We start from the raw sequence: 22,525 nt of genomic DNA, 5'->3' as shown, positions 1-22,525 counted from the left end.
TCCCTTAATTATTTTAGATTTTAAGCAAACCCTGTTTCAATATCTCGAAAAGTCCACTTGCCATTTGGATCTGCAATATCTATTAACTCGCATGCCTTTTTATTCCATGCAGCCAAGCAAGTAATATAGTTTGTTAGTTGATGATATGCACGATCAGGGGCATCAGGGCGAATTCTCGACATGGTAAACCCAGAATAAGTAGCGCCACTACCCACCCAGCTCACAATTGAAGAAGCAACACTACCACCAGGAACAGCAAAACCAACTGTTGTGGTAACAAGGCCTAAAATGGTTGCCGCTTTCTCAACACTATTACCTGTCTTCATAATATCTTCGTTTATCACTGGGTGTAATAAAGCTAATAAGTTGATTGCTTGGGGCTGATTTGAGGCAATAGCAACATCGTTAGATGTTTTGGAAACACTACCAGGCGCTGAAGCTCCGCCTCGCATAGCTGGAAGTAAGCTATTAAAAGATTTTTGACTGCTATTACTAGTAGAAAAAACAACTGATTGTGTCGTTAAGCCACCGGCTTTAACACGCTTTTGATCCCTGGGAGTTACAGTAGATTTATAGGTGCGTTGTAAACGGCGATAAACGGCTGCACTGCACTGTGTCATTTGGATTGCCAAAGCGGCTTGCTCTTTAAAAGCTCGCCCAATAGCGCGCTCGGAAAGTTGAGTTAGCTGCGCTTTTTTCTTCAGCACATTTTGACCAATGATAATATCCACAAAAATATCCTTATTTATTATATGATAAGCCCGATTCTAGCATAATGCTAAGCAGAGATAACAGCTCAAAAAGCAAAACTTTATTGGCTTATCTGTGGCTTAAGATCGCTTAAATCTAAATGGATAGTCATTTCAAAATTATCAGGCTGTACAGCAACATCACTTAAACCCGTTCTCGCAAAATAATTTTCAAAGTCTTGCTGATATTTAGCCGAGAACTGCGTATACGCGGTAATAAACAAACTTAGCTTTTTAGCTATTATTGGATAGGTTGCGGCAAGCTCCCGCAATTTTTCAGGTTCAGCAAAGGCAAATTCAGCATAAATATTAAAGTCGTTTCCGACAGAGGTTTTACCATAATCAGACAAAAAACCTGCGTTATAATCGGGTGCAGATTTATACTTTGTAAGCGCGTCAAAATTAGATGCTGCGGGTTTCCAGTCTTTTGGCAGCAAAGCTTGCCATGCAAATATAACGAAAGGTGAACGTACATAAACTAACGAGCTTAATTCATGATGAACCCCTTTCAACGAATTTTCGAAGTTAAAATTCGTGCCATTCCACCCTGAGAGATTAACTAGAATTATGGAGTTACTTGAATAAGTTCCTCCAGCAGCAGCCCCCTCTATAAGCATAGGTCCAGAGAGATAAATAGCGTCAATTACTTCAGCAACAAACCCTTGAGGGTATGTCGTTAATGCGGCCTCAATACCATCAAGTGACTCAGAAGCATCTGCAAGCGTAGTCATTTCCATTTCAAGAATTGGAGTCTCTCCATCACTGACTGCAAATTGTTCAGGAAAAAATAAACGAGGTTCACCAGCTTGAATGTCTACTTGGTATGTTTTGGATAAACGGTTTGCTTGCTCTGTTTCACTTTCTAAATATGAACACGCACTAACTAATAATAAAAAAACGAATATTGTTTTTTTCATTTATAAAATCCTTTTTAATAAGCATGCCTGAATATTGCCGCCATTATTGAGAACGAAAGTTTAACAACAGCAGGTAAGCAACTTAAAGCTCTAAATTTCATCTACCTAGAGCAAATAAAATAGAAAATAACAGTCAAATTTGAAGATAGCTACATTCTTTTTAGCCATCACAAAATCAAAACAATTAAGAGACCCTTTATATAAGTTAAATACTAACTCAGCTTTTTTATAAATTAAATTTTAAAACTATTTCACCCTTTTTCTGTTTGCCAGCCGTTATAGCTCTGAAACAACATAATAAGTTAATTTGGAGCGGCTTATGCACACACTTGAATTCCCTAAAAACCCCATGTTCAAAACATCAACAGCTATTATTGGCGGTGCTGTGATGACCTTTATCGCATTTGCCTTTATGCAATACTTAATTAGTGGCGAGCAAAGAGCACCTATTAAATTGGGTGATGATATTACTGTTGAGATTTTTCAAGCACCAGAAGATAAACAAACCACGCATATTAAAAGAATACCGCCACCACCCACACCTAAAGTGCCGCCTAAAGCACCGCCACGTGTCACACCTAGTAATGAGCCAATAACAGCAATAAGCACAGCACCACCCATAGTAATTGACGGATTTGGTGACGATATGAAGCAAATAATTGCCCGCCCTACGGGAGATGCTTCACCCATTGTACGTATAAATCCTAAATACCCAACTACCGCAGCACGTGATGGCATAGAAGGCTGGGTGCAACTTAGCTTTAATATTTCACCCACAGGTGAAGTAATTGATGCCACAGTAGTAAATGCCGAACCAAAACGCATATTTGATCGCGAAGCACTTCGCGCCATTAAACGCTGGAAATATCGCCCAAAAGTAATTGAAGGTGTGGCACAATTACAAACAGGTCAAACCGTACAGCTTGATTTTAAATTAGACAGTTCGCAGTAAAGGAATAAGCGCCTATGCTATTGAGTATTAAGTCATGGTTATTTGAAACGCCAAGCAAAGACTGCATGGCGCGGTATGCAAAAAGTGGCGACAACCGCCACTTAGAGCAGCTTATTACCTTATACAGTAACGATTTATATCACTACCTAGTTACACAATCTAATACACATTTAGCATACGACGTAAGCCAACAAACATGGCTAAAGGTTATTGAAAAGCGCCACCTTTACCAAGCACAAACTACGCCTAAAGCCTGGTTATTTCGACTTGCACGTAACACTCTGATAGACGAATACCGTAAACAGCAACACTTTGTCGGGCTTGACGAAAACAGCCAACGGCTTGCACAAAATGACAATCAAAGTGAATTAACAAGTAGTGATTCGCATATAGGTGACACACACATAAGTTACGAAGCATTTAACACTGCGCTCAAGCAACTTAGCTTTGTGCAGCGCGAAGCCATCACCCTACAACAAGAAGGCTTTAGCCTTGCCGACATAGAACTTATAACGCAAAGCAACGCCCAAACCATAAAAACAAGGCTACGCTACGCCAAACAAAACCTAAAACAATTATTAGGAGAATGTAATGAATAAGCCTGATGAGCAGTTTGATGAAAAGCTCACACAACATTATAACGAGCGAAAAGCGCGCACCAGCCTTTCGCATGCTCAACAACAGGCGTTAAAACACTCCGTAATCCAAAAACAACCTAAAAAGCTTGGCTTTGCCCTGCAACTCACAAGCCTTACCTGCGCACTGGGCTTACTGGCCTTTATAGTGCTCGACAGTAACAACGTGATAAATACTGCCCCTAAAACCGTATTAAACACCATAGACATACACGACTACTCGTTTATAACAACGCATGAAATAGATCAAACAGGTAACTACGCAAGTACCATAACGCAACAAAAACGCGCGCTCGACACCCAACTAGCAAACGACTTACGCCGCCATCAACAACACCATATAGAATACGGCACGCTCGTAAAGGTCGACAACGACTGGTATATAGCCAGCTGTAATGACGAGGTACTCGTACAAATTAAGCAGTCACTGCTCAGTGATTTAAAAGGGAAGCATGCAGTTGAAAGTAATATAAATACGGGTGACATGCTCGCTATGTCACATAACGGCAAAGGGCAGATTATAGCGCTTAAGCATGCAGGGAGTGGGGTGGAGTCATGTAGGAGTTAAAAAACTTCAAGACCAATTTAATAGGGCTATCTTTGAATTTGTGAGATTTTAGATAGCCTGTTCAATTATTATTCAGAGACCGTGAGTATTTTATATGTGTCATAAGCAAATTGATCTGTCATACCACTAACAAAGTCTTGCAGTAAACGACATCTGAAATAAAACTCGTATATTGGTTGCGCCTTTTCTTCATTATTCAGATTATCGACAGTATGCTTATAAACCTCTATGAACTTATCTGATATCCTATTTAACAACCGAGTTTCTACAGGTAAGATCTTTTCTTTATTTATAATCTTTCTAAAGCTTTCCGCTTTTAAATCTAGTAATCTTTGATACTCGTTTAAGATTCCTGATGTAATTTTATATCCTTGGAGCTCAAGCTTTTCCACTTCAGGGTGGCAAAAAACATGTTTAAAGGCAACATTTTTCAGTGACTTCGTAATAGCATGTTGATATCCACCATCTTCAAGAAGAGATTGATTAAAACTACCATTATAGATTTCATTGAGATTGTCAACAAAGCGTGTTGATGCGTGATTAACTAGAGGATGTATTAAACCAACTCGAAGCCATATAAAAAATTCATTTTCAAGATTAGTTGGGTTCTCTATGGCCTTTTTGTACGCATATTCGCACTTTTTTTCCATAAAAGTTTCATCTTGTTGACTAGTTAACTTATACCCATCAATAATGCTCGAGTATTCTTTAATCAATAGATCTTTAAGTACTTCAACTTTGATAAAACCTTTCTCAACAGCATCTTCCATGTCAGCTAAACAATAAGCAATATCATCAGCAGCCTCCATAATATAAGAAGCTATATGCCTGTTTCCAACTTTAATCTGTAACTTACCATATAACTCCATGACAAAATCTTGTTCACTGTAATAATAACCAACTTTCTTTTTTAGATAACTTCTTGAATCTGTGCTTTCGGGTCTAACTTCTGTAGCACAGCGAGTATATTTTAAAATACTGGCGGTTTGACTGTAAGTTAAATTTAAAGCTGAAAGATTATGTATTATCCGAATTGCTTGTGCATTCCCTTCAAAGTTACATAAATCAAATAGTAATTTTTCTTCTAATTTAATTAAAGTAAATTGTTCATTTTCACAAAAGGTTTTCGCTAAATGCCCGTAGTCCTTATGGTTTAGTAAATATTTTGTAAACCAGTCATTTATAGCAGCTTCACCAAAGTGGCCAAACGCTGGGTTACCAATATCATGCATCAAACAAGCCATTTCAACTAACGTGACAAGCGGCTCAGCTAAAGATTCAATAATTCCATTTTCTTCGTAATTTAATATGTCGCCTAAACTATTTTCTTTAAGTAGTTTGATGATAGTTTTAGAAATAAAGCGCCCATTTTGCTGCACTTCGAGTGAATGAGTCAAACGAGAGCGAACTGCGGCATTACGCTCAAGTGGAAAAACCTGAGTCTTCTGTTGTAACCTTCTTAATGCAGCGCTATTAATAATTCGACCACGATCACTCTCAAGACTGCTAGCTAATGAAGACTGTTCACTTTTAGGCCTCAATTTATTAATTTTATTTATTAGCTTCATATTTATTCCATTAAAATAATGATGATTTAGTTAATCAATTTAATATAAATAAGATTTTATTTTTTACTTTCTATTCTTATAGGTTGAATTTCTTCAATTAAACTTTTGAGGTCTAAATTTGGAAGTTGCCCTCTCTTGATTTTTCCCGCGAGATATTTAGGGAATTTAGTTCGTAAATAGGTATCATCCAACCACCTTCTAAACTCTCCTAAAGAATCAATAGGGTATATCCAAGCATCTGGATTTTTTTGAGGGAAATCGTCGGGAAACTTATGCTGAAATTTAATCCTTATACCAAACTTTTCATCATAACCTTGGGCAATCCATTCTTTACTCCAAGCTTGTCCAACACTAATATCAGGCATCGTTTGGGAATCCAATGGCATACCCTTCCTAATGCTTGTTATTAGAATATTCGCGATCTCGGAAAAGACACTAAAATAACCGGAAGGTAATTCGTTCAGAGTTATACGCTCGTGAAATGTTTGCCAGTAATCAGGCACACCATCATTTTGTGAGTAACCCGTACGTTGATAAATATAAGTGCGAAGACTTAACCTTGCTAAATTTCTATAATTAGCTTTAGCTTGTTCTAATGGCGAAGGAGCCTCAAACGCGTAATATTCAAGTATAGCCATACAATTAATATCATTTATGACATCGTACATATCTCCATTTATTGGAGTGGGTATATATAACCCTACCGAACTTTGACCTTGGGACTCAATTAACTCCCTAATAACTTTTCCTTTCGTTGTATGTTTTTGTTCATCCCAGTTTTTAATCAAATTAGTTATATCTGCTTCTGTAGTACCACATAAGAGTGCTAAACCACGAGTTCCTAAGTATGGAGTTCCATCACTAAGCACTCCCATATCTACGCCGTCTTTGCCTGTATACGAAATTAATGATGTTGACTTATTACCAGGATTATTTGGCATTTAAATTCCTTTTTTCAGTGCTTTATTAAAAAGTTCTATGTATTTGTTTAAAAACCAATCTACCATAAAATTTATGATTATAAATAAACTCAAGAGTAAATTTTTTATAATTAACTTGTTTACCTCTACATTTTGAAAACTTTTTTCTTTACACTATATTAACCCTATTGGTAAAAATACATAGACTAAAGTTTGTTTCTTACCAAACGAATACACTAGCCTCACACTTTACACCCTTCCCCCGTCATCACGCCCTGAAAATAAGTAATTGATGAGTAATATCGCGCATGGATGCGCGTTAAGGCGAAACTAGGCCATGGATGGCCTATCTTCGCCGTTTACGTTCACATCAATTATGTTTTGAAGGATTAAGCGTGATGCTCGGGTGGCGCTGGGAGAGTCCAGAGAGGGGCAAGCGGCAGCCCCTCTTTGGCTGTGGTCGCCAGCGCGACAAAACCTTGAATAAGGTTTTTTACACAGTTTGTAACACGTGCCAGAAAGCTCAGTACCTATGATGGTTAACCTATCACAGGTGATAAATCCTTAGTGGCTAAAGCCATCTCCTACTACCAATATTTAACCTCTGTGCAGCGAAGCGCTTCTGTGCCCTGAGTGGTGAAATTCGCTTTTACTCCTTCTACAATTTAAACAATCCCCTAGTGATTTTATCGTTGTACTCTAGCCACCCAAATGGTGATTTGTATCTTGGGATCGACGCCATAGGTATTTACCGTATAGAGCCAAAGGGTAAGCTTTAAAACCTAATACACTGATCCTTGCTATTACCAGAGCTTTTTTACCATTAACTTATTAGCGAAAGTCGCTTTTTTGCAATTATTTTTATTTACTCGTCACTAAACTAGATAGCTGTTATTTACCTATTAGGAACGATTATGCAAAGAGCTAATTACTATACAGTTGAACCCGAGTTAATGACCTACTTGATTAATCAAGAAGCACTGATCAAACGGAAAGTCGAAGCGAGCTTTGGATTAACAATTTGGGAGCTGCTAAAACTAAGAACATCACAGTTAAACCAATGTGCGTATTGCTTGGCAATGCATAGCAAACAAGCGCTGGAGTATGGCGAAAGTATTAACCGTATTATTGCCCTCAATGCGTGGCAAGACACGCCTCTTTATAACGAGAAAGAGCGTGCTGCATTAGCGTTTTGCGAAAAGTTAACCTTGTCACAGAACATTGATGATGACTTTTATCTTGTTCTTGCCGAGTTATTTGATCAACCAAATTTAGTTACCCTCACAGTGGCAATCAATGCTATAAATAGCTGGAATCGCATGGTGAAAATGTTTAAACCGACTGTTGAGTTTAATGAACGATAAACTATTACTTGAGCTTTATAGTCCAACGGGCAATATCGCAAATTATGTACAAGCACTTTGGTTTGCTCGCGCCCAATTTTCAGGTGAGAGCTGGCTACCCTGCGATGGTGCCCAAGGGGTGATATTTTTAATTTCTGGGCAGCTTAACTTAGCTGGCAAACCATTAAGCCTCCCCTATTCCATGCAAACCATATCAACTCAATCAGAAAAAGTGACATTTACTGCAGGCTCCATTTTTTGTGGGATTAGATTTAAGCCTGCAGGGCTTGCTCACCTAAAAAAGGTTAATCATTCCCTTGTTGCCTCAACCACTTTAACAGGTATTGCACAAGCACTTAATCAACATACGAGTTTAGATTCATTTATTGATTTATTATCAGCACACTTCAATGCACCAGAAGTACATCATCACACTATTGAGCATACACAAACACTGATCCATAAAATAATCAATCTTACCCCACTTACTACTGCTTACGATGATAGCCCAAAAGGCAAACGGCAATTAGAGCGTTACGTAAAAAATACCTGCGGTATTACCGCCAAACACTTAGCACGTATTTACAGAGTCAGGCAGGCCAAAAAATTGATAAAAGAAAGCCCACAGCTAAGTTTGGCACAACTCGCTCTTGAATGCGGTTTTGCTGATCAATCTCATCTAAATAATGAGTTCAATGCAATTTTGCAAATAACTCCCGCCAAATATAAAAAGTTAATTCATCAGTGAGTGCAGTGTTATTGCTGCTATGACAAACAAAAAAGCCTGCAGATTTACAGGCTTTTAATTCACTCACTTTTTTGGGTTTCGCTACGCTCTACCCAACCTACAACACAATTAAGCTCGTTACTAAGTAAGCTACAAACGTTAGGCCACCGCCTACTAATGCATAGGGTAATTGAGTTTTAACGTGGGTGAGTAAATCACAACCTGATGCAATGGCCGATACGGCGCTGGTGTCGGATATAGGGGAACAATGATCGCCAAATATCCCGCCACCTAAAATAGCGCCTACCACCAGCGATGGCGGTAAACCAAGCGCTTGAATAAGCGGTACGCCAATAGGGATGAGGATGGCAAACGTGCCCCACGATGTACCCGTAGTAAACGACATAACCGCACCGGTTAAAAATAGCACTGGCACTATTAAATATATTGGTAAGTAATCGCCAACCAAAGATGCGACAAACACGCCTGTACCTAGCTCTTTTAAGCTTGCGCCCAAGGTCAGCGAGAGCAATACAATACTTACCAGTGGGAGTAATTCGCCCATGCCTTTAAAGCCGGTATCAACAAGTTGGTGATGGGTAAATTGGCGTGAGCTAATCATTAAGCAATAGGCCACAACAATAGCCAGTACCGTGGCGTACAATACTGATTTTGAACCGCTGCCCTCGGCAAGTACGCCGTTACCGGTATAAAACATAAAGCCAACCATACTAACAATTAGCGTTAACAGTGGCACTAGCATAAAGCGTGCTTTAGAGCCTTTTACTTCTTCTTTTAGCTCGGTTGTTTGTAGCTCTAGTTTTTGTTCAGCCACTTTCATTGGGCCATGAACTTTATCAAAGGCAATAGTGTAAAAAACAATAACCAAGGTGATTATGGCGTAAAAGTTATAGCCTACACTGCCCCACAGCACCGATACGGCCGACTCACCTAATTCATAATTACCTAACAAGCCCAGTACAAATGCACCCCAGCCGTTTAGTAATATTAAAATACACACAGGGGCGCTGGTGCTATCGATTATGTAGGCTAACCGCGCGCGGCTCATTTTAAATTTGTCGAACAGGCCGCGAGATAAAATACCCGAGGTAAGCACACTTAAGTTTGACTCTATAAATACCGCTACGCCGGTAAACATAGTTAAAAATCCCACTTGGCGCTTACTTTTAGCAACGCCTTTGTTCATCAGCAAATTAACGGTAGCAGCAACACCGCCAGACTCGCGAATATAGGCCAGTAATGCGCCTATTAAAATACTAAATATGAGTATACGGGTATTACCTGGCGAGCTTGCTACCGAAATAATGCGCTCTATGGTATTTAAAAATGTATTAAATACGCTATTTCCTTCGCCCTGAATGGCCAGTAAAAACTCTGATGAAGCCACTGCCACCAAAAGTGCCATAATCACTTCTTTACGCCAAAACACGATAGCAATGGCAATCAGTGGCGGTAAAATAGAATACCAATGCATAAACAAACCTTATTTTTTTATAATGACGACGCTTTACTTAACTTAATAGATATAAGCACTTAAGTCACTTACTAACGCTTATTGATTTAACAATGCCTCATAAACAAGCGACACAATAGAGCCGTATTGCGCTGTTTCAAAATTTTTCCCTACAAATTGATAGCGCTTTTCAGTGCCTTTAATAGGAGTATGCCGCGCATTAGTGAGTAAAATAATGGCCAAATCGTAAGCCGGATCAATAACGGTGACTGTGCCTGTCCACCCTGTGTGGCCATAGGCCTGAGCGCTGGCATAAGGGCCAAAGTGCCAGCGCCTTGCTTGGTTATTACCCGCTAAACGAAAGCCTAACCCGTAGGTTTCATCACTGCTTTGTGGCGTTAAAAATTGCGCTAAGCTACTAGCGTTAAAAATTTGCGTATCGCCATATCCGCCTTTGTTAAGCAGCACTTGGCACAGCACAGCTAAATCGGGGGCGTTACTAAATAACCCCGCATGGCCTGCAACACCATCAAGCGAATAATAAGCACGTTCGTCATGCACCTGCCCTTGCAGTACATTGGTGCGAATATTATCAAAATGAATACGCCCATCTCGAGTATTACCGCTAAGCTCCGTGGCAGCAAACTGCTGACGATTAAAGCCTTTTTTAAGCGGGTTAAATAAGGTGTTATTGAGTTTTAAAGGCGCGTAAATATGCTGCTCTAGGTATTCATCGAGTGGTTGGCCGCTAATTCGCTCAATTAAAACACCTAAAATCATGTAATCAATATCAGAGTAAACATGCGGCGCTGTAGGTTCAGCGGTTAATGGCACACTTGTTAATAATAGCTGTTTCGTGGTTTCGCTTGTTTGTGAGAAAAACGCATCGCCGTAAGCGGTGTCTTTTCGATGAAAATCAAACACTGGCGGATAACCGGCACTATGAGTTAGTAAGTCTTTTACTTGGCGGTGCTCTCGGCCATTACCCTGATACTCTTTTAGGTATGAATGCACCGTATGATTTATGTTTAACTGCCCCTCGCTGACCAACTTCATTAATGCAAAGTTAGTAGCAAATATTTTAGTATTTGAGGCTAAGTCAAATAAGGTATTGGTTTGCATAGGCTCTGGGCGCAGAAGCATTAAATCACTTTGCTGATATTGTTTTGCATCGCCATACGCAGTTAATTTTAATACCTTACCCGCTTTAACAACCGCTAATACCGCTCCTGGAAAGCCTGCTTTTATATCGTTTTCAATTAAGGTATCAACTTGGCTAAAGTCGATTTCTTTTGTGGCGCTATTTTCTAAGGTAGCAAATGCAAAGCGCAGGGTTAAACTGCCGCCAGCAGGTTGAATATTCTCTACCTTAAAGGTGTTCACGCCGTTATGCGTATAGTGCCCTAAATTAAAGTCGTACTCGGTGTTAGCGCGTAAAGGCTCATTAAGTGAGAGCTTTTTATTATTGATGTATATATCGGCGCTAACCGCACTGACATTTTGTAGCAATAGTTGTCCTCGGCCCCGGTAGGCTTTAAAAGTGCCGCGGTTATTTACATATTCTCTGCTGCTGGGATTTGGCTCAGGAAAGGTAGCAATCACCTGCACATTAGCTAACGCGTTGATATGATTAACCGTTAAAGGGCGCTCTGATTTAATTGCTGTAGAGCGACTACAGCCCGCAATAATAATGCTCAGCAGCAATATAACTACTTTATAGTACGTTTTATTGTTTATCATTTTTAAAGCCCAATGCACGCATCCCTTTTATTAATACAGCAAATAAGGCGCTCTTTGCTGTTTAAACTGTTTAAGCCCGGCTTGCCAACTTTGTTTAATTTCCTCAACTGAGTGCCCTGCTTCTATGGCGAGCCTTAATTTATCGGTACCTGCGAGCTTATCCATAAAATCGGCACGTTCAAAAAACAGCTGTTTAGCCTGTGTAAGCTGCTGGTAAGCATTAATTAAATAATTTAAGTTTAAGCCTGTGGTATCACTATGGCGTAAATCAATCCCTTTCACCATTTGGTTTTTAAACTTTGGATTAAGCGCTGCGCCTTTTATTGAACGAGGGGTAAAGCTAAAGTCCCCAAGTGATACTGGTGAATAACCAATAACCTGAAATGCAAAGTCAGTTCCCCTACCTATACTAATAGGAGTGGCTTCAAAAAAGCAAAGTGATGGATAAAGCGCAATTGATTGATCGTTGGGTAAATTAGGGCTTGGCTTTACCGGCAAACTGTATGGCGTTGTGCGGGTGTAGTCTGCAACAGGGATCACGTTTAGCTTTAGATCACGAGCCTGATTGATCCACCCCTCACCTTTGATCATGTTAGCAAGCTCGCCTACCGTCATACCATGCAGTACAGGGATTGGGTGCATACCCACAAACGATTTAAATTCTGGTTCTAATAATGGGCCGTCAACATAAGCAATATTTGGGTTTGGCCTATCGAGTACTATAAATTCAACACCCTGCTCGGCCGCGGCTTCCATCATGTAATGCATAGAGCTTATGTAGGTATAAAAACGTACGCCCACGTCTTGAATATCAAAAATAATTACATCTACATTTTGCAATGACTCGGGGGTTGGCTTTTTGTTTTTACCGTAAATAGAAATAAGCGCAATACCGGTTTTGCTATCAACGGCGTTTCGTACATGAGCACCGGCATCGTGATCGCCTCGAAAGCCATGCTCAGGTGCAAAAATTTTAGTGATGTTGATGTTTTTAGCCAGCAAGCTATCAACTAAATGCGTTTGCCCCACAAGAGAGGTTTGGTTAACCACCAGCCCTACACGTTTGTTTTTTAATTGGGGTGCATACAAAGCAAATCGCTCTGCACCTACGGCGATTGCATGTTTAGTCTCATTTGCATGTGTAGCAACGGTAAAAAGTGCACTTAGTATAAAAAAGAAGGTAAAAAACACGGTTTTAAACATACAGCAAGATCCTTTTAAACAAGGCATTTAAAATAACACAGCTAAGTTTAAAGAGCAGCTTAGGTTTTAAGAATTAGCGGTCAGCGGTCAGCGGTCAGCGGTCAGGTAATAAAAATAAAACACCGAGCCTTTTGCAAGCGCAATTTTTATATTGTAGGCGGGAGTTTACCTCGCGCAGGTTTTAGGTTTTAGCAATGAGAAACTGTGTTTCTAACGTGAGTAAGCTCTACGTCCACATTGAAAAATTGCGGTGATATTATTTGTAGAATGTAGCTTGCTGGTGTTTAAATGCTCATGGTGATTTTGAACGTCTCATTTACTCCTCATTCACTTCTCTTTGTGCATTTAAGTTTTTAAGGGCGTTATTCACAAAGAGATTAAGAGGCGCTGCGCTTTTAGAGAAGTGATTAAAACTTTATAAATCAGAAGCTGTGTTTCTAACGTAAGTAAGCTCTACGTCCACATTGAAAATAGACGATGATATTATTTGTAGAATGTAGCTTGCTGGCGTTTAAATGCTCATGGTGATTTGAACGTCTCATTTACCCCTCATTCATTTCTTTTTGTGCATTTAAGTTTGTAAGGGCGTTATTCACAAAGAGATTAAGAGGCGCTGCGCTTTTAGAGAAGTGATTAAAACATTATAAATCAGAAGCTGCGCTTCTAACGTAAGCAAGCTCTCCGTCCACATTGATAATGTTGACGATGATGTGACTAAAAAACCACCGTTATTGTTTTATTAAGCTCTTTAAGTTTTTACTATATGTTCTACTTACCTTGAGTGTTTTTTCGTTATCTAACACCGCCATATATTCAGAATTACGTAATGGGTTGAGCTGTTTGATATGGCTTAAATTAACAATGGTTGATTTATGTATGCGTAAGAAGTCTTCTGGTAAGGTATTTTTTTCAAGATCTTTTAAACGCGCACGCATTACATGGGTTTCAGCCAGTGTATGAACACACATATAATCGCCTGCGGCATCAATCCATAAAATATCTTTAAACGGAATTATTTGAATTGGGTTTTTAGCATCTTGGATGACTAAGTTTTCGGCTTCAAATTTATATTCTGAGTTTTTTGAGCTTTCTAATTCTTGATGTTCATTTTCTATCAGCGATTGGTGTACTTCAATCAATGTATTTTTTCTGTGGAGTTGCTCTGTTTTTACTACTCTTTCTATGGCTTCTGCAAGGCGAGCTAACTTAACGGGCTTGAGTAAGTAGTCAAGGGCTCTTACCTCAAATGCTTTAACGGCATGCTGGTGAAACGCAGTAACAAAAATAACCGCTGGACAGCTTTCTGGTTGAAAATATTTAATTAGTTCAAAGCCTGATTTTGTTGGCATTTCTATATCTAGAAACACTAAATCAACGTCATGTTTGTTAAGTACGTTAATAGCTTCATCAACACTTTGTGCACTGCCAATCACTTCAATTTCAGCAAAGGCCTCTAAACGAATACGCAACCCTTCAATAGCGCTGTATTCATCGTCAACAAGTAATGTTTTTAATTGAATCATTATTGCAAACCATTAATAGGAAGAGAAATACAAAGCCATGCGCCGCCTGATTTGCCATTGCCTTTCTCAATGCGATGGCTATTTCCATACATTAATTTTAAGCGTTGCTCGCAATTAGCCAAGCCAATGCCCCTTTTCGATTTTTTATTATCGTCAAACCCTTTACCAGTATCTGCAACTTTAATGAGCAATGCGGTTTTTGTTTTTTCAACTTTAATTGTGATCACCATTTTTTGATCTGCTCGCATACCATGTTTTAACGCGTTTTCTACCAATGGTTGAATTAATAAAGAAGGTATTAATAAATCGTTGCATGGTTCATCAACGTTAATATTAACCTCTAACCGGTCAGTAAATCGACATTGCTCTATATCTAAGTAGGTTTTTAAAATGGCAATTTCTTCTTTAATCGCTACTTTTTCAAGCGGATCGGTATACAAACTATGGCGCAGAAGATCACAAAGCTTTTCGAGCATATTCACTGCCTGCACACTTTCTTTTTTTAAGATTAAGGTGCAAATAGCATTAATGCTGTTAAACATAAAGTGCGGATTAAGCTGATATCGAAGCATTTTAAGCTGCGACTCTTTAGCTAGATGTGTCGCTTCTGCGGCTTTTTGAGTTTGCTCTAAATTGTCGAGATATATTTTGATCCCGTAATAAAAAGCAGTCCACGTTGAGAGCATAGTTAACGATGCAGACGTCCATGTACCAAAGTCAAACCATGTCATTGAAAGCCACCAATTGCCATATAACCACTGCAAAGACGCCCATTTAATTTGTGTCCAAATTAATGTGGCAGTTAACAGCAGCACTAGGTGCAGTGCTATTTTAACTTTAATCCCTTGCCTATTTGAGCAGTTATAAGCCCTTCTTAAAAGCAAGGTGATTAAAAAGCCACACGCTACATCAATAACTAAATGCGGAATATGTATCGACCATGGCTCGTCGCTTGGTATTTTTATCATTAGCTCGGTCAGCATTGCATACACAATCCAACCGCAGCTCTGAAACAACCAGAAAAGATGACTTCTGGGATTTTTGGAATTCAAATTAATACGTCCAACTTTAAAGGCAGTTGAATAGCTTACTTATTATCAACTGCCTTTGCCTTATTTATTTTGAGCACGTGATTGATAATGCGTCATTATTAGGTTTTGCAGTCAACGCGATATCTGCAACTGCTAAACTTAAACGCTGAGCTGAAATACGAATTACATCTGACATAGATTGTTCAATCAGTTCGCTATCGGCGCAATTGAGTGCGATTGATAAAGTATGCCAGCGCTTATCTGCCATTGTTTTTTCAAACGATGAAAAATCAATACTTCTTAAACAGTTATCTAAATTACACATTACTTGTAACTGGGCACCTTGCTCTGGAGCTTTATCTAATCGCATCTTTAGTTCAAGGTAACCTGATTTAAATTTGCGTTCGAGTAGCGTAGGTTTTAAGTAACTTAGGCTAAGCGTTGCATCTGAGGATTGAGATTGCCACTTAAACTGCCTTGCATCCTCTTGATACGATAAATTAACCGATTGCATTAACAAACTTTTTTTATCGCCACTGGTGGCCGATGAACCACTAGTTAAAACCTTTGCTGTTATATCAGCTAACGCCCAAGTGAGATTTTTAGCTAAACTTTTTACAAACAATGGGTGTGCATCGCTTTTAACGATTTTTTTAGGGCTTGTAGTTTCACTCACAACAGGTATGTTTACTGTATCTTGATAAGTTAGCCCGTAGCCATAGGCAAAGAGCGGGTCGTAATTTACATCGCCTAAGTTAAGGCTAAATTGGTCGTCGTATTTAGGCCACGAAAAACTCAACTTACCGCTAAAATCAAACTGACTGTTACCGTTTTTATCTGTTAGTAATACGTCTGCAACTCCCTCACCCTCAGAGCCTGGTAACCATGCAGCAACAAAGGCATCTGATGCATTGAGCTCTTTATTGACCCAAAGCGGGCGACCACTTAAAAATACGGTGACTACCGGAATATTGTCTGCCTTAAGTTTTTTCAGCAGTGCAAGAGCGTGTTTGCTTTCATGCTGAAACTCTAGCATTTCTATATCACCAAACCACTCAGCATAAGGTTCTTCACCAATAACAACAATGGCTACATCTGGCTTGGTTTTATAGTCACCAGACTCACTTAAGCTTATTTCACCGCCTGCTTTTAATACTTGCGACTTTAAACCTGCATAAATAGAGGTCGCATTTGGAAAGTCGCTATTAGTATTGTCTGTGCCCTGCCAAGAAACGCTCCAGCCACCTGCTTGCATATTGATTGCATTGGCGCCTTTACCGGCAACTAAGATGCGGCTATGCGCTTTAATTGGCAAAACGTTTTCGTTGTTTTTTAATAGAACGAGTGACTTGCGAACCGCTTCTCTTGCCAAAGTGCGATGCTCATTAGCGCCTAACCACTGCGGGTGTTGTGATTCAGGTCGTGCTGATGGTTTACCCTTTGTAAACACCCCCCAGCGGATTTTAGCCCTTAAAAAGCGTCTAACCGCATCGTTTATTCTTGATTCGGCTATTACCCCCTCTTTCACTTGCTTAACAGTATTATGATAAAACGCTTCAAAATGCTCTGGCACCATGATTACATCAACACCTGCGTTTATGGCTTGGGCGCATTGCTCTAAATCGCAGCCCTCTACAAACTTATGCGCATTCCAGTCGCTTACTACAAACCCATCAAAACCAAGTTGGTTTTTAAGTACATCCGTTAATAAATGCTTATCGCCATGTACACGTTTGCCATTCCAACTATTAAAGGATGCCATCACTGATTGCACGCCTTCATTAATAGCAGAAAAATAACCTGCGCTGTGAATATCTCTTAATCCTTTTTCATCGATAAGCGTATTTCCGCGATCAACGCCTCGCTCAGTGCCACCATCACCCACAAAGTGCTTAGCGGTGGCAATACGGTTACTGCCTTTTAAAAAGTCAGCGCCTATGTCACCTTGAATACCGGTAACCATACTACCTGCATACAACCTAACTAATTCAGGGTCTTCTGAGTAACTTTCATAAGTTCTGCCCCAGCGATCATCTCTAACTACAGCAACAGTAGGCGCAAAACTCCATTCAATCCCTGTAGCAGATACTTCCTTTGCTGTTGCTTGGCCTATGCGTTTAATTAAATCAGCATCATGCGCAGCTCCTAAGCCAATATTGTGCGGAAATAACGTAGCGCCATACACATTACTATGCCCATGCATGGCATCGGTTCCCCATACCGTCGGGATCGCAATACCATCTATGGTCGAATCCATAGAGGCTAGGTACATTTCATCTGCGTATTTTAACCAAGTAGCTTGATCCGCTCGTTTATTTCCGTAAGGGGCAGTATTTCCGCCATTTAGATAAGAGCCAAATCCATACTTTTTCATTTGCTCTACACTTAAATAACCAATTTCTGGCTGGATCATTTGCGCAACTTTTTGCTCTAAAGTCATTGTTGCGAGCAGTTTATCAATCTGTTTTTCAACGGCTGGATCACGCTTAAGTTGCGTATTCACATAAGGCCAGTTAACTTGCTGATTGTCTGCACTCAATACATTTTGACAGTTGAACATGCCAAAAACAGGCAATAAGCAAAGTAATAATTTAGGGTGTTTTATTTTCGACATTTAAAACCTTCGAGATTAAATACTGTTTTATAAAATACGGACTGATTAATTTAGTGTGGAATATATTCAATAAAATCATAATATGCCCATGAAGGGCTGTCGTAGTATTGACCCGGAAAGTAATTCCCTTGAGTCGAGTTGTCACCATTCCACTGGTTAATCATTATTTTTGTTTTATCAATTGGCCATGCATAGCCGGGAATTTCATTATCGGCTATTACGCCATCCCCATTGTCTTTGTACATCACTCTAATTGTTTTCTCGTTTCCTTGTGAGTCGTACAGATACCAACGAATTGATGAGCTTGACCAATCAAAGCCAATGGTTAATAAGTTTTCTCTGTAATCAAGCCCAAACTGGCTTAAATCGATATCCTTTTCCCAACTTTGATACGTGCCTCCTTGGGGCTGGTAAATCACATTGGTATGAACAACATTGCCTAAAGAAGGTAATAGTTCGATATCTATTTCTTGCCATGCGCGTCCTGGCGAATCCCACCATGAGGTATAAGTAAAAATAGAAGACACGGTACCGGCGATATTGCCCGACTTAACACTGCCTTGTACCTTACCAAAACTATAAAAGTGATTACTTTGCAGCTCAGCGCATGCACCTTGTGACAGAGAAAGGGTGATGCCGTGTTGACTTGGGTTAATCATTCTTGGGACAAATTCGCAGCCAAAAGGTGAGCCATTATCGCCACTACGTGCACTCCAAAGAGTTGTGTCAAATCCCCACGAAAAATCGTCTTTAAAATAGTTAGCGTATGTGGCGGGTGAAATAACTATAAGGCCAGCAACTAAGTTTGAAATTAACTTCGTTTTCATTATTAAATCCTTATTTAATCAAGCACCTCCTACAGTACTCTAGCCTGTAGGAGGGTAACTTTTACTCGGTTATTTAGAATGAAAAACCCGCTCTCATACCGTAGTATCTCGGCATACCAAAGCTGCCTTTTGGGATCCCCTTACCAGTATTATTCCAGTATTGAATAGTTTCATCTGAAGCATTATTAACAAACACTTCTGCAAACCAGTTTTGTCCTTGCGGCTCATACTTAATAGAGGCATTAAATACGGCAAACGCATCGCGGCTATCATCGATATATTTTGTTGCTTCATCTGGCACTTGAAAATCCATGTCATCTAAATGTTTATCAACATTCCATACCGTTGAGTACGACTCATCTTTCCAACTGGCATTTAACCATGCGTGAACAAAACCATACTCTCCTAAGTTGAGTGTATGTGTGTAACTGATATTGGCGGTAAACTCAGGGGTCATTGCTAAATTATTCCCCTTAAGATTGGTAGCTAACAGGGTATTTTCAGGATCTTTTGATTCTTCATAAGAAATATCAAACAGATACTCCGCGTCGTAATCCCATTTAGTATTCCAATCTTCAGTAACTTTTGCATCAGTCCACGTTACGTAACCACTAATTCGACCATTTGGATACGGCTTCCAATCAAACTCAAGCTCAATCCCTTTTATTGTTGAGCCAGGGACATTTTGTGTGTAGTAAGCTATAACTGGCTTGTTTTGAAAATCGAGTACAGGCTCGCCATTACCGTCTAAAACGGGAGAGCCATCTTCATCTTCTACCACAGATAAACGCTCTACGTTACCAATAGAGCCCACTGATGCGTATTGCATGTCGGTGTAATCTGTGTAAAAAAATGCGGCTTTTAGGTTTAATGAGTTATCAAAAAAGCTCGATTTAGCACCCAATTCCCATGTTAGTACTTCTTCTGGGTCGAACTTGGTTTCAAAACGAGTAACGTCACCGGTTCTGTCATTTACCACTTCGTAAACATCACCAATACCACCGGCTTTAAAGCCACTGGCAAGATAGGTATAAACCATGGTTTCAGGTGAAATGTCATAATCTAAACCAACACGAAAATCATGGTGTTTCCAACTTCCCTTATTGTCGTTTTCAAAGTATGACGCATAAATAGAAGGATCTTCGTAGTAGTCAACAGGAAGGTTATTTAAATCAGTTCTATTTAACCAACCTACGGCGCAGCCATCAGCATTAGAACAGCGATAGGTTTTTCCGCCTTTATCTTCTTTTGTTTCATCACTAAATCGATAGCCAAGTGTTAGGTGTAACTTTTCAGTTAAGTTGTATGTACCTTGACCAAATAATGCGAGGGCGTCGGTAGAACGATCGGGTTGATCCCAAAACGCTTTGTCATCCATAGGATTATCGTAATAACCTAAGGTTTTTGTTCTTTCATGAAAGTAATTAATACCTGCAATCCAGATAAAGTCGCCATATTCATCAGATTGTATTTGCAGCTCAGTTGAAAAAGACTCTGCGCCAGTGCCGTCTAAAAAGTAAGTTGCGCCATCCCAAGGGTCTAAACCTACTTCACTATCTTGTGCTGAAGAGCGTTCCATATCTTCATAGCCCAATAACCAGACAAGTGAATATTCATCGTTTATGTTGTAATTAAGGGTGTTTCTTAAGTACGTGATATCTAAATTAAGCTTACCGGGCACATTTACAACCGCCTGATAAGTATTATCGCTGGGTAAAAAGTTAGTGCAGTCTCCCCCTAGTTCAGCACTTCTGCCACGAATTTTATCGCAGTTAACTAAATCTAGGTTGTTATTGCTGTCATTTACATACTTTTGAAAAACAGTGTGGTTTGAAAAATTGCCGTCCAAAGGCTCCCACAAGGTGCTAATTCTAAATGAATATTCATCAGCATTATTGTAAAAATTGCTTTTATCAGCCGGTGTTAGCGCGCGAACTTTTTGCGCTTCTGGATCTGTGCCAGCGCCATCTATCCACCAGTTTTCTCGTTGGGTAATTGTTTGACCCACGCCTTGATAAGAGTCTTCAGAGATTACTGGCGCATTAAGAATATCGTCGCTTAAGCGTCTTGAGTCATATTGGTTAGGATCGTAATACCCTTCTAAATAAGAATCCCGTTTCAAGCCTTTTCCTGAAAACCTAACGGCAAATTCATCATTAATAGGAATATTTAAGACTGCATCAATATTTTTACTATTAAAGTTTCCCGCTTCAATACTGACGTTGCCATATAAACCGGTAAACTCTGGTTTTGCTGAAATAACATTAATACTACCCACCGTTGAGTTACGACCAAATAGGGTGCCTTGTGGACCCCTTAGAGCTTCAACCCTGTCTATGTCGTACATCAATGCAAGGGCACCTTGCATACGTGGTGAGTAAATACCATCAAGGTGAACACCCACAGCCGGATCGCCAAGCTCAGTAATATTAGTAGAGCGTACACCTCGCATTGAAATAACCGGCGCAGCTTGATCTGTTGCAGTTGAAATATCTAAGCCAGGGACTAAGTTAGCAATATCCTTAACGCTATTAACACCGTTTCTTTTCAGCTCAGCTTCAGTTAATGCTGTAATGGCAACAGGTGTTTCCATTAATCTTGTTTTGCGCTTAGTTGCTGTTACCGAAATGATTTCTAATGAAACTGTTTCTTTTTCTGACGCTTGCTCTTTATCCGTAGAAGCTTCTTGAGCATTCAATGGCATTGAACAAGCCAACGCAACGGCTATTGATAGTGCTGTTTTATTTATTGTGTGCATGTTTGACCTTTTGGATGTGTGTGTAAACGTTAAACTTTGTTACTTTTATTTAACAGTCTCATAGTATCCATATCGATTATTTTTATTACTAGTCAAATACGCCAAGACGAGTTAGATATAATACAAACCGAAATCACCTTCTAATTTTTGAAGCTAAAGCCAGATAAACCTCAAATATTTTCCTCGTAGTTTAGCCTTTTGACTCTATTTCAGACACAAAAAAAACCGACTTAGTGTCGGCTTATTTATAAAAGCGGTAGACGCAGGATATCTCTTGTAAGGGTGAACCTGTGACTGCCTGATTCGTAGCTAGAAGAAACGGTACATCTACGTGAGCAAGCAAGCTCTTCGTCTACATTAAAACGTTGTGGTGATATTATTTATAGACCGTAGCTTACAGGCGTTTAAATACTCATGGTGATTTTGAACTTCTCATTTACTCCTCTTTCATTTCTCTTTGTGCATTTAGGTTTTTAAGGGCGTTATTCACAAAGTGGTTAAGAGGCGCTGCGCTTTTAGAGAAGTGACTGAATGGAAGATTTGGCAGTATGTATCATTAGGTTTAACTGATATCTGAAAGCTTTCTCAAATTTCAGACATAAAAAAACCGACTTAATGTCGGCTTATTTATGAAAGTGGTGGGCGCAGGAGGATTCGAACCTCCGACCGCCTGGTTCGTAGCCAGGTACTCTATCCAGCTGAGCTATGCGCCCACTTTCATTTTGCTTGTTTTAACTCTAAGCAGAGCGTTCTCTAAAAGAGAGTAAAGTATGGTGGGCGCAGGAGGATTCGAACCTCCGACCGCCTGGTTCGTAGCCAGGTACTCTATCCAGCTGAGCTATGCGCCCACTTTCATATTTACTTATTTAAACTCTAAGTGAGAGTTGAAAGTGGTGGGCGCAGGAGGATTCGAACCTCCGACCGCCTGGTTCGTAGCCAGGTACTCTATCCAGCTGAGCTATGCGCCCACTTTCAT

General features: G+C 39.7%; 17 protein-coding genes and 3 tRNA genes. 5 read left to right on the top strand and 15 right to left on the bottom strand.

Annotation, left to right across the window (positions count from 1 at the left end):
• Window positions 1–20 precede the first annotated feature (20 nt).
• Together N523_RS0101425 and N523_RS0101420 are read right to left on the bottom strand one after the other, a co-directional pair.
• The gene (locus N523_RS0101425) at window positions 21–731 is read right to left on the bottom strand and encodes a hypothetical protein (protein ID WP_028835684.1); all 711 of its coding nucleotides are present in this window, start codon (window positions 729–731) and stop codon (window positions 21–23) included.
• A gap of 80 nt (window positions 732–811) precedes the next feature.
• Window positions 812–1,666 carry a hypothetical protein gene (locus N523_RS0101420; RefSeq protein ID WP_028835683.1) on the bottom strand — a complete coding sequence of 285 codons (855 nt, stop codon included), beginning with the start codon at window positions 1,664–1,666 and terminating at the stop codon, window positions 812–814.
• A 319-nt stretch (window positions 1,667–1,985) separates the two neighbouring features.
• On the opposite strand from N523_RS0101420, the gene N523_RS0101415 reads away from it, so the two are divergent.
• From N523_RS0101415 to N523_RS0101405, 3 genes are read left to right on the top strand one after another with little or no spacing between them, the layout of a single operon-like run.
• A complete protein-coding gene (locus N523_RS0101415) occupies window positions 1,986–2,618 on the top strand; it encodes an energy transducer TonB (protein ID WP_028835682.1) in 633 nt (210 codons plus the stop codon).
• Between the two features lie 14 nt (window positions 2,619–2,632).
• Window positions 2,633–3,217 (top strand): sigma-70 family RNA polymerase sigma factor, encoded by a 585-nt coding sequence (locus N523_RS0101410; RefSeq protein ID WP_028835681.1) that lies wholly within the window; start codon window positions 2,633–2,635, stop codon window positions 3,215–3,217.
• The gene (locus N523_RS0101405) at window positions 3,210–3,821 is read left to right on the top strand and encodes a hypothetical protein (protein WP_028835680.1); all 612 of its coding nucleotides are present in this window, start codon (window positions 3,210–3,212) and stop codon (window positions 3,819–3,821) included. The genes N523_RS0101410 and N523_RS0101405 overlap by 8 nt, the downstream gene beginning before the upstream one ends.
• Before the next feature lie 68 nt (window positions 3,822–3,889).
• Here the strand turns inward: N523_RS0101405 and dgt are convergent, their stop codons facing one another.
• The gene (dgt, locus tag N523_RS0101400) at window positions 3,890–5,389 is read right to left on the bottom strand and encodes a dGTPase (protein ID WP_036950817.1); all 1,500 of its coding nucleotides are present in this window, start codon (window positions 5,387–5,389) and stop codon (window positions 3,890–3,892) included.
• A gap of 56 nt (window positions 5,390–5,445) precedes the next feature.
• Window positions 5,446–6,330 (bottom strand): hypothetical protein, encoded by an 885-nt coding sequence (locus N523_RS18835; RefSeq protein WP_051440297.1) that lies wholly within the window; start codon window positions 6,328–6,330, stop codon window positions 5,446–5,448.
• Between the two features lie 893 nt (window positions 6,331–7,223).
• On the opposite strand from N523_RS18835, the gene N523_RS0101390 reads away from it, so the two are divergent.
• Window positions 7,224–7,673 carry a carboxymuconolactone decarboxylase family protein gene (locus N523_RS0101390; RefSeq protein WP_028835678.1) on the top strand — a complete coding sequence of 150 codons (450 nt, stop codon included), beginning with the start codon at window positions 7,224–7,226 and terminating at the stop codon, window positions 7,671–7,673.
• Window positions 7,663–8,400: a helix-turn-helix domain-containing protein gene (locus N523_RS0101385; RefSeq protein WP_028835677.1), complete on the top strand. Its 738-nt coding sequence runs from the start codon at window positions 7,663–7,665 to the stop codon at window positions 8,398–8,400. The genes N523_RS0101390 and N523_RS0101385 overlap by 11 nt, the downstream gene beginning before the upstream one ends.
• Before the next feature lie 97 nt (window positions 8,401–8,497).
• On the opposite strand, the gene N523_RS0101380 is transcribed toward N523_RS0101385, so the two are convergent.
• From N523_RS0101380 to N523_RS0101330, 11 genes are all read right to left on the bottom strand, one after another.
• The gene (locus tag N523_RS0101380) at window positions 8,498–9,874 is read right to left on the bottom strand and encodes a Na+/H+ antiporter NhaC family protein (RefSeq protein ID WP_028835676.1); all 1,377 of its coding nucleotides are present in this window, start codon (window positions 9,872–9,874) and stop codon (window positions 8,498–8,500) included.
• Window positions 9,875–9,952: 78 nt separating this feature from the next.
• Window positions 9,953–11,593: a penicillin binding protein PBP4B gene (pbp4b, locus tag N523_RS0101375; RefSeq protein WP_036950852.1), complete on the bottom strand. Its 1,641-nt coding sequence runs from the start codon at window positions 11,591–11,593 to the stop codon at window positions 9,953–9,955.
• Between the two features lie 30 nt (window positions 11,594–11,623).
• Window positions 11,624–12,796, bottom strand: a complete 1,173-nt coding sequence (locus N523_RS0101370) for an exo-beta-N-acetylmuramidase NamZ family protein (protein WP_028835674.1) — start codon at window positions 12,794–12,796, stop codon at window positions 11,624–11,626.
• A gap of 728 nt (window positions 12,797–13,524) precedes the next feature.
• Window positions 13,525–14,319: a LytR/AlgR family response regulator transcription factor gene (locus N523_RS0101365; protein WP_016900525.1), complete on the bottom strand. Its 795-nt coding sequence runs from the start codon at window positions 14,317–14,319 to the stop codon at window positions 13,525–13,527.
• Window positions 14,319–15,302, bottom strand: a complete 984-nt coding sequence (locus N523_RS0101360; RefSeq protein ID WP_016900527.1) for a sensor histidine kinase — start codon at window positions 15,300–15,302, stop codon at window positions 14,319–14,321. Before N523_RS0101360 ends, N523_RS0101365 begins: the two co-directional genes overlap by 1 nt.
• Before the next feature lie 133 nt (window positions 15,303–15,435).
• On the bottom strand, window positions 15,436–17,964 hold the full coding sequence (locus N523_RS0101355) for a glycoside hydrolase family 3 protein (protein ID WP_028835673.1): 2,529 nt from the start codon (window positions 17,962–17,964) through the stop codon (window positions 15,436–15,438).
• A gap of 50 nt (window positions 17,965–18,014) precedes the next feature.
• The gene (locus tag N523_RS0101350; RefSeq protein ID WP_028835672.1) at window positions 18,015–18,791 is read right to left on the bottom strand and encodes a family 16 glycosylhydrolase; all 777 of its coding nucleotides are present in this window, start codon (window positions 18,789–18,791) and stop codon (window positions 18,015–18,017) included.
• 73 nt (window positions 18,792–18,864) lie between these two features.
• Window positions 18,865–21,549 (bottom strand): TonB-dependent receptor, encoded by a 2,685-nt coding sequence (locus N523_RS0101345; RefSeq protein ID WP_028835671.1) that lies wholly within the window; start codon window positions 21,547–21,549, stop codon window positions 18,865–18,867.
• 636 nt (window positions 21,550–22,185) lie between these two features.
• Window positions 22,186–22,262: transfer RNA gene (locus tag N523_RS0101340), tRNA-Arg, on the bottom strand.
• Window positions 22,263–22,320: 58 nt separating this feature from the next.
• Window positions 22,321–22,397, bottom strand: a tRNA-Arg gene (locus N523_RS0101335).
• A gap of 43 nt (window positions 22,398–22,440) precedes the next feature.
• Window positions 22,441–22,517: transfer RNA gene (locus N523_RS0101330), tRNA-Arg, on the bottom strand.
• Window positions 22,518–22,525: the final 8 nt, after the last annotated feature.

It is taken from the genome of Pseudoalteromonas sp. 23_GOM-1509m (assembly GCF_000518425.1).
Taxonomy (GTDB): Bacteria; Pseudomonadota; Gammaproteobacteria; order Enterobacterales; family Alteromonadaceae; genus Pseudoalteromonas; species Pseudoalteromonas tetraodonis.
The sequence above is the reverse complement of the archived record's forward strand: the minus strand, read 5'-3'. Positions and strand labels throughout refer to the sequence as shown.

What these genes read in the sequence shown, in the direction of transcription:
- N523_RS0101420 (WP_028835683.1), bottom strand. Translation starts at nt 1,666, where the DNA reads ATGAAAAAAACAATATTCGTTTTTTTATTATTAGTTAGTGCGTGTTCA.
- N523_RS0101415 (WP_028835682.1), top strand. Translation starts at nt 1,986, where the DNA reads ATGCACACACTTGAATTCCCTAAAAACCCCATGTTCAAAACATCAACA.
- N523_RS0101410 (WP_028835681.1), top strand. Translation starts at nt 2,633, where the DNA reads ATGCTATTGAGTATTAAGTCATGGTTATTTGAAACGCCAAGCAAAGAC.
- N523_RS0101405 (WP_028835680.1), top strand. Translation starts at nt 3,210, where the DNA reads ATGAATAAGCCTGATGAGCAGTTTGATGAAAAGCTCACACAACATTAT.
- dgt (WP_036950817.1), bottom strand. Translation starts at nt 5,389, where the DNA reads ATGAAGCTAATAAATAAAATTAATAAATTGAGGCCTAAAAGTGAACAG.
- N523_RS18835 (WP_051440297.1), bottom strand. Translation starts at nt 6,330, where the DNA reads ATGCCAAATAATCCTGGTAATAAGTCAACATCATTAATTTCGTATACA.
- N523_RS0101390 (WP_028835678.1), top strand. Translation starts at nt 7,224, where the DNA reads ATGCAAAGAGCTAATTACTATACAGTTGAACCCGAGTTAATGACCTAC.
- N523_RS0101385 (WP_028835677.1), top strand. Translation starts at nt 7,663, where the DNA reads ATGAACGATAAACTATTACTTGAGCTTTATAGTCCAACGGGCAATATC.
- N523_RS0101380 (WP_028835676.1), bottom strand. Translation starts at nt 9,874, where the DNA reads ATGCATTGGTATTCTATTTTACCGCCACTGATTGCCATTGCTATCGTG.
- pbp4b (WP_036950852.1), bottom strand. Translation starts at nt 11,593, where the DNA reads ATGATAAACAATAAAACGTACTATAAAGTAGTTATATTGCTGCTGAGC.
- N523_RS0101370 (WP_028835674.1), bottom strand. Translation starts at nt 12,796, where the DNA reads ATGTTTAAAACCGTGTTTTTTACCTTCTTTTTTATACTAAGTGCACTT.
- N523_RS0101365 (WP_016900525.1), bottom strand. Translation starts at nt 14,319, where the DNA reads ATGATTCAATTAAAAACATTACTTGTTGACGATGAATACAGCGCTATT.
- N523_RS0101360 (WP_016900527.1), bottom strand. Translation starts at nt 15,302, where the DNA reads ATGCTGACCGAGCTAATGATAAAAATACCAAGCGACGAGCCATGGTCG.
- N523_RS0101355 (WP_028835673.1), bottom strand. Translation starts at nt 17,964, where the DNA reads ATGTCGAAAATAAAACACCCTAAATTATTACTTTGCTTATTGCCTGTT.
- N523_RS0101350 (WP_028835672.1), bottom strand. Translation starts at nt 18,791, where the DNA reads ATGAAAACGAAGTTAATTTCAAACTTAGTTGCTGGCCTTATAGTTATT.
- N523_RS0101345 (WP_028835671.1), bottom strand. Translation starts at nt 21,549, where the DNA reads ATGCACACAATAAATAAAACAGCACTATCAATAGCCGTTGCGTTGGCT.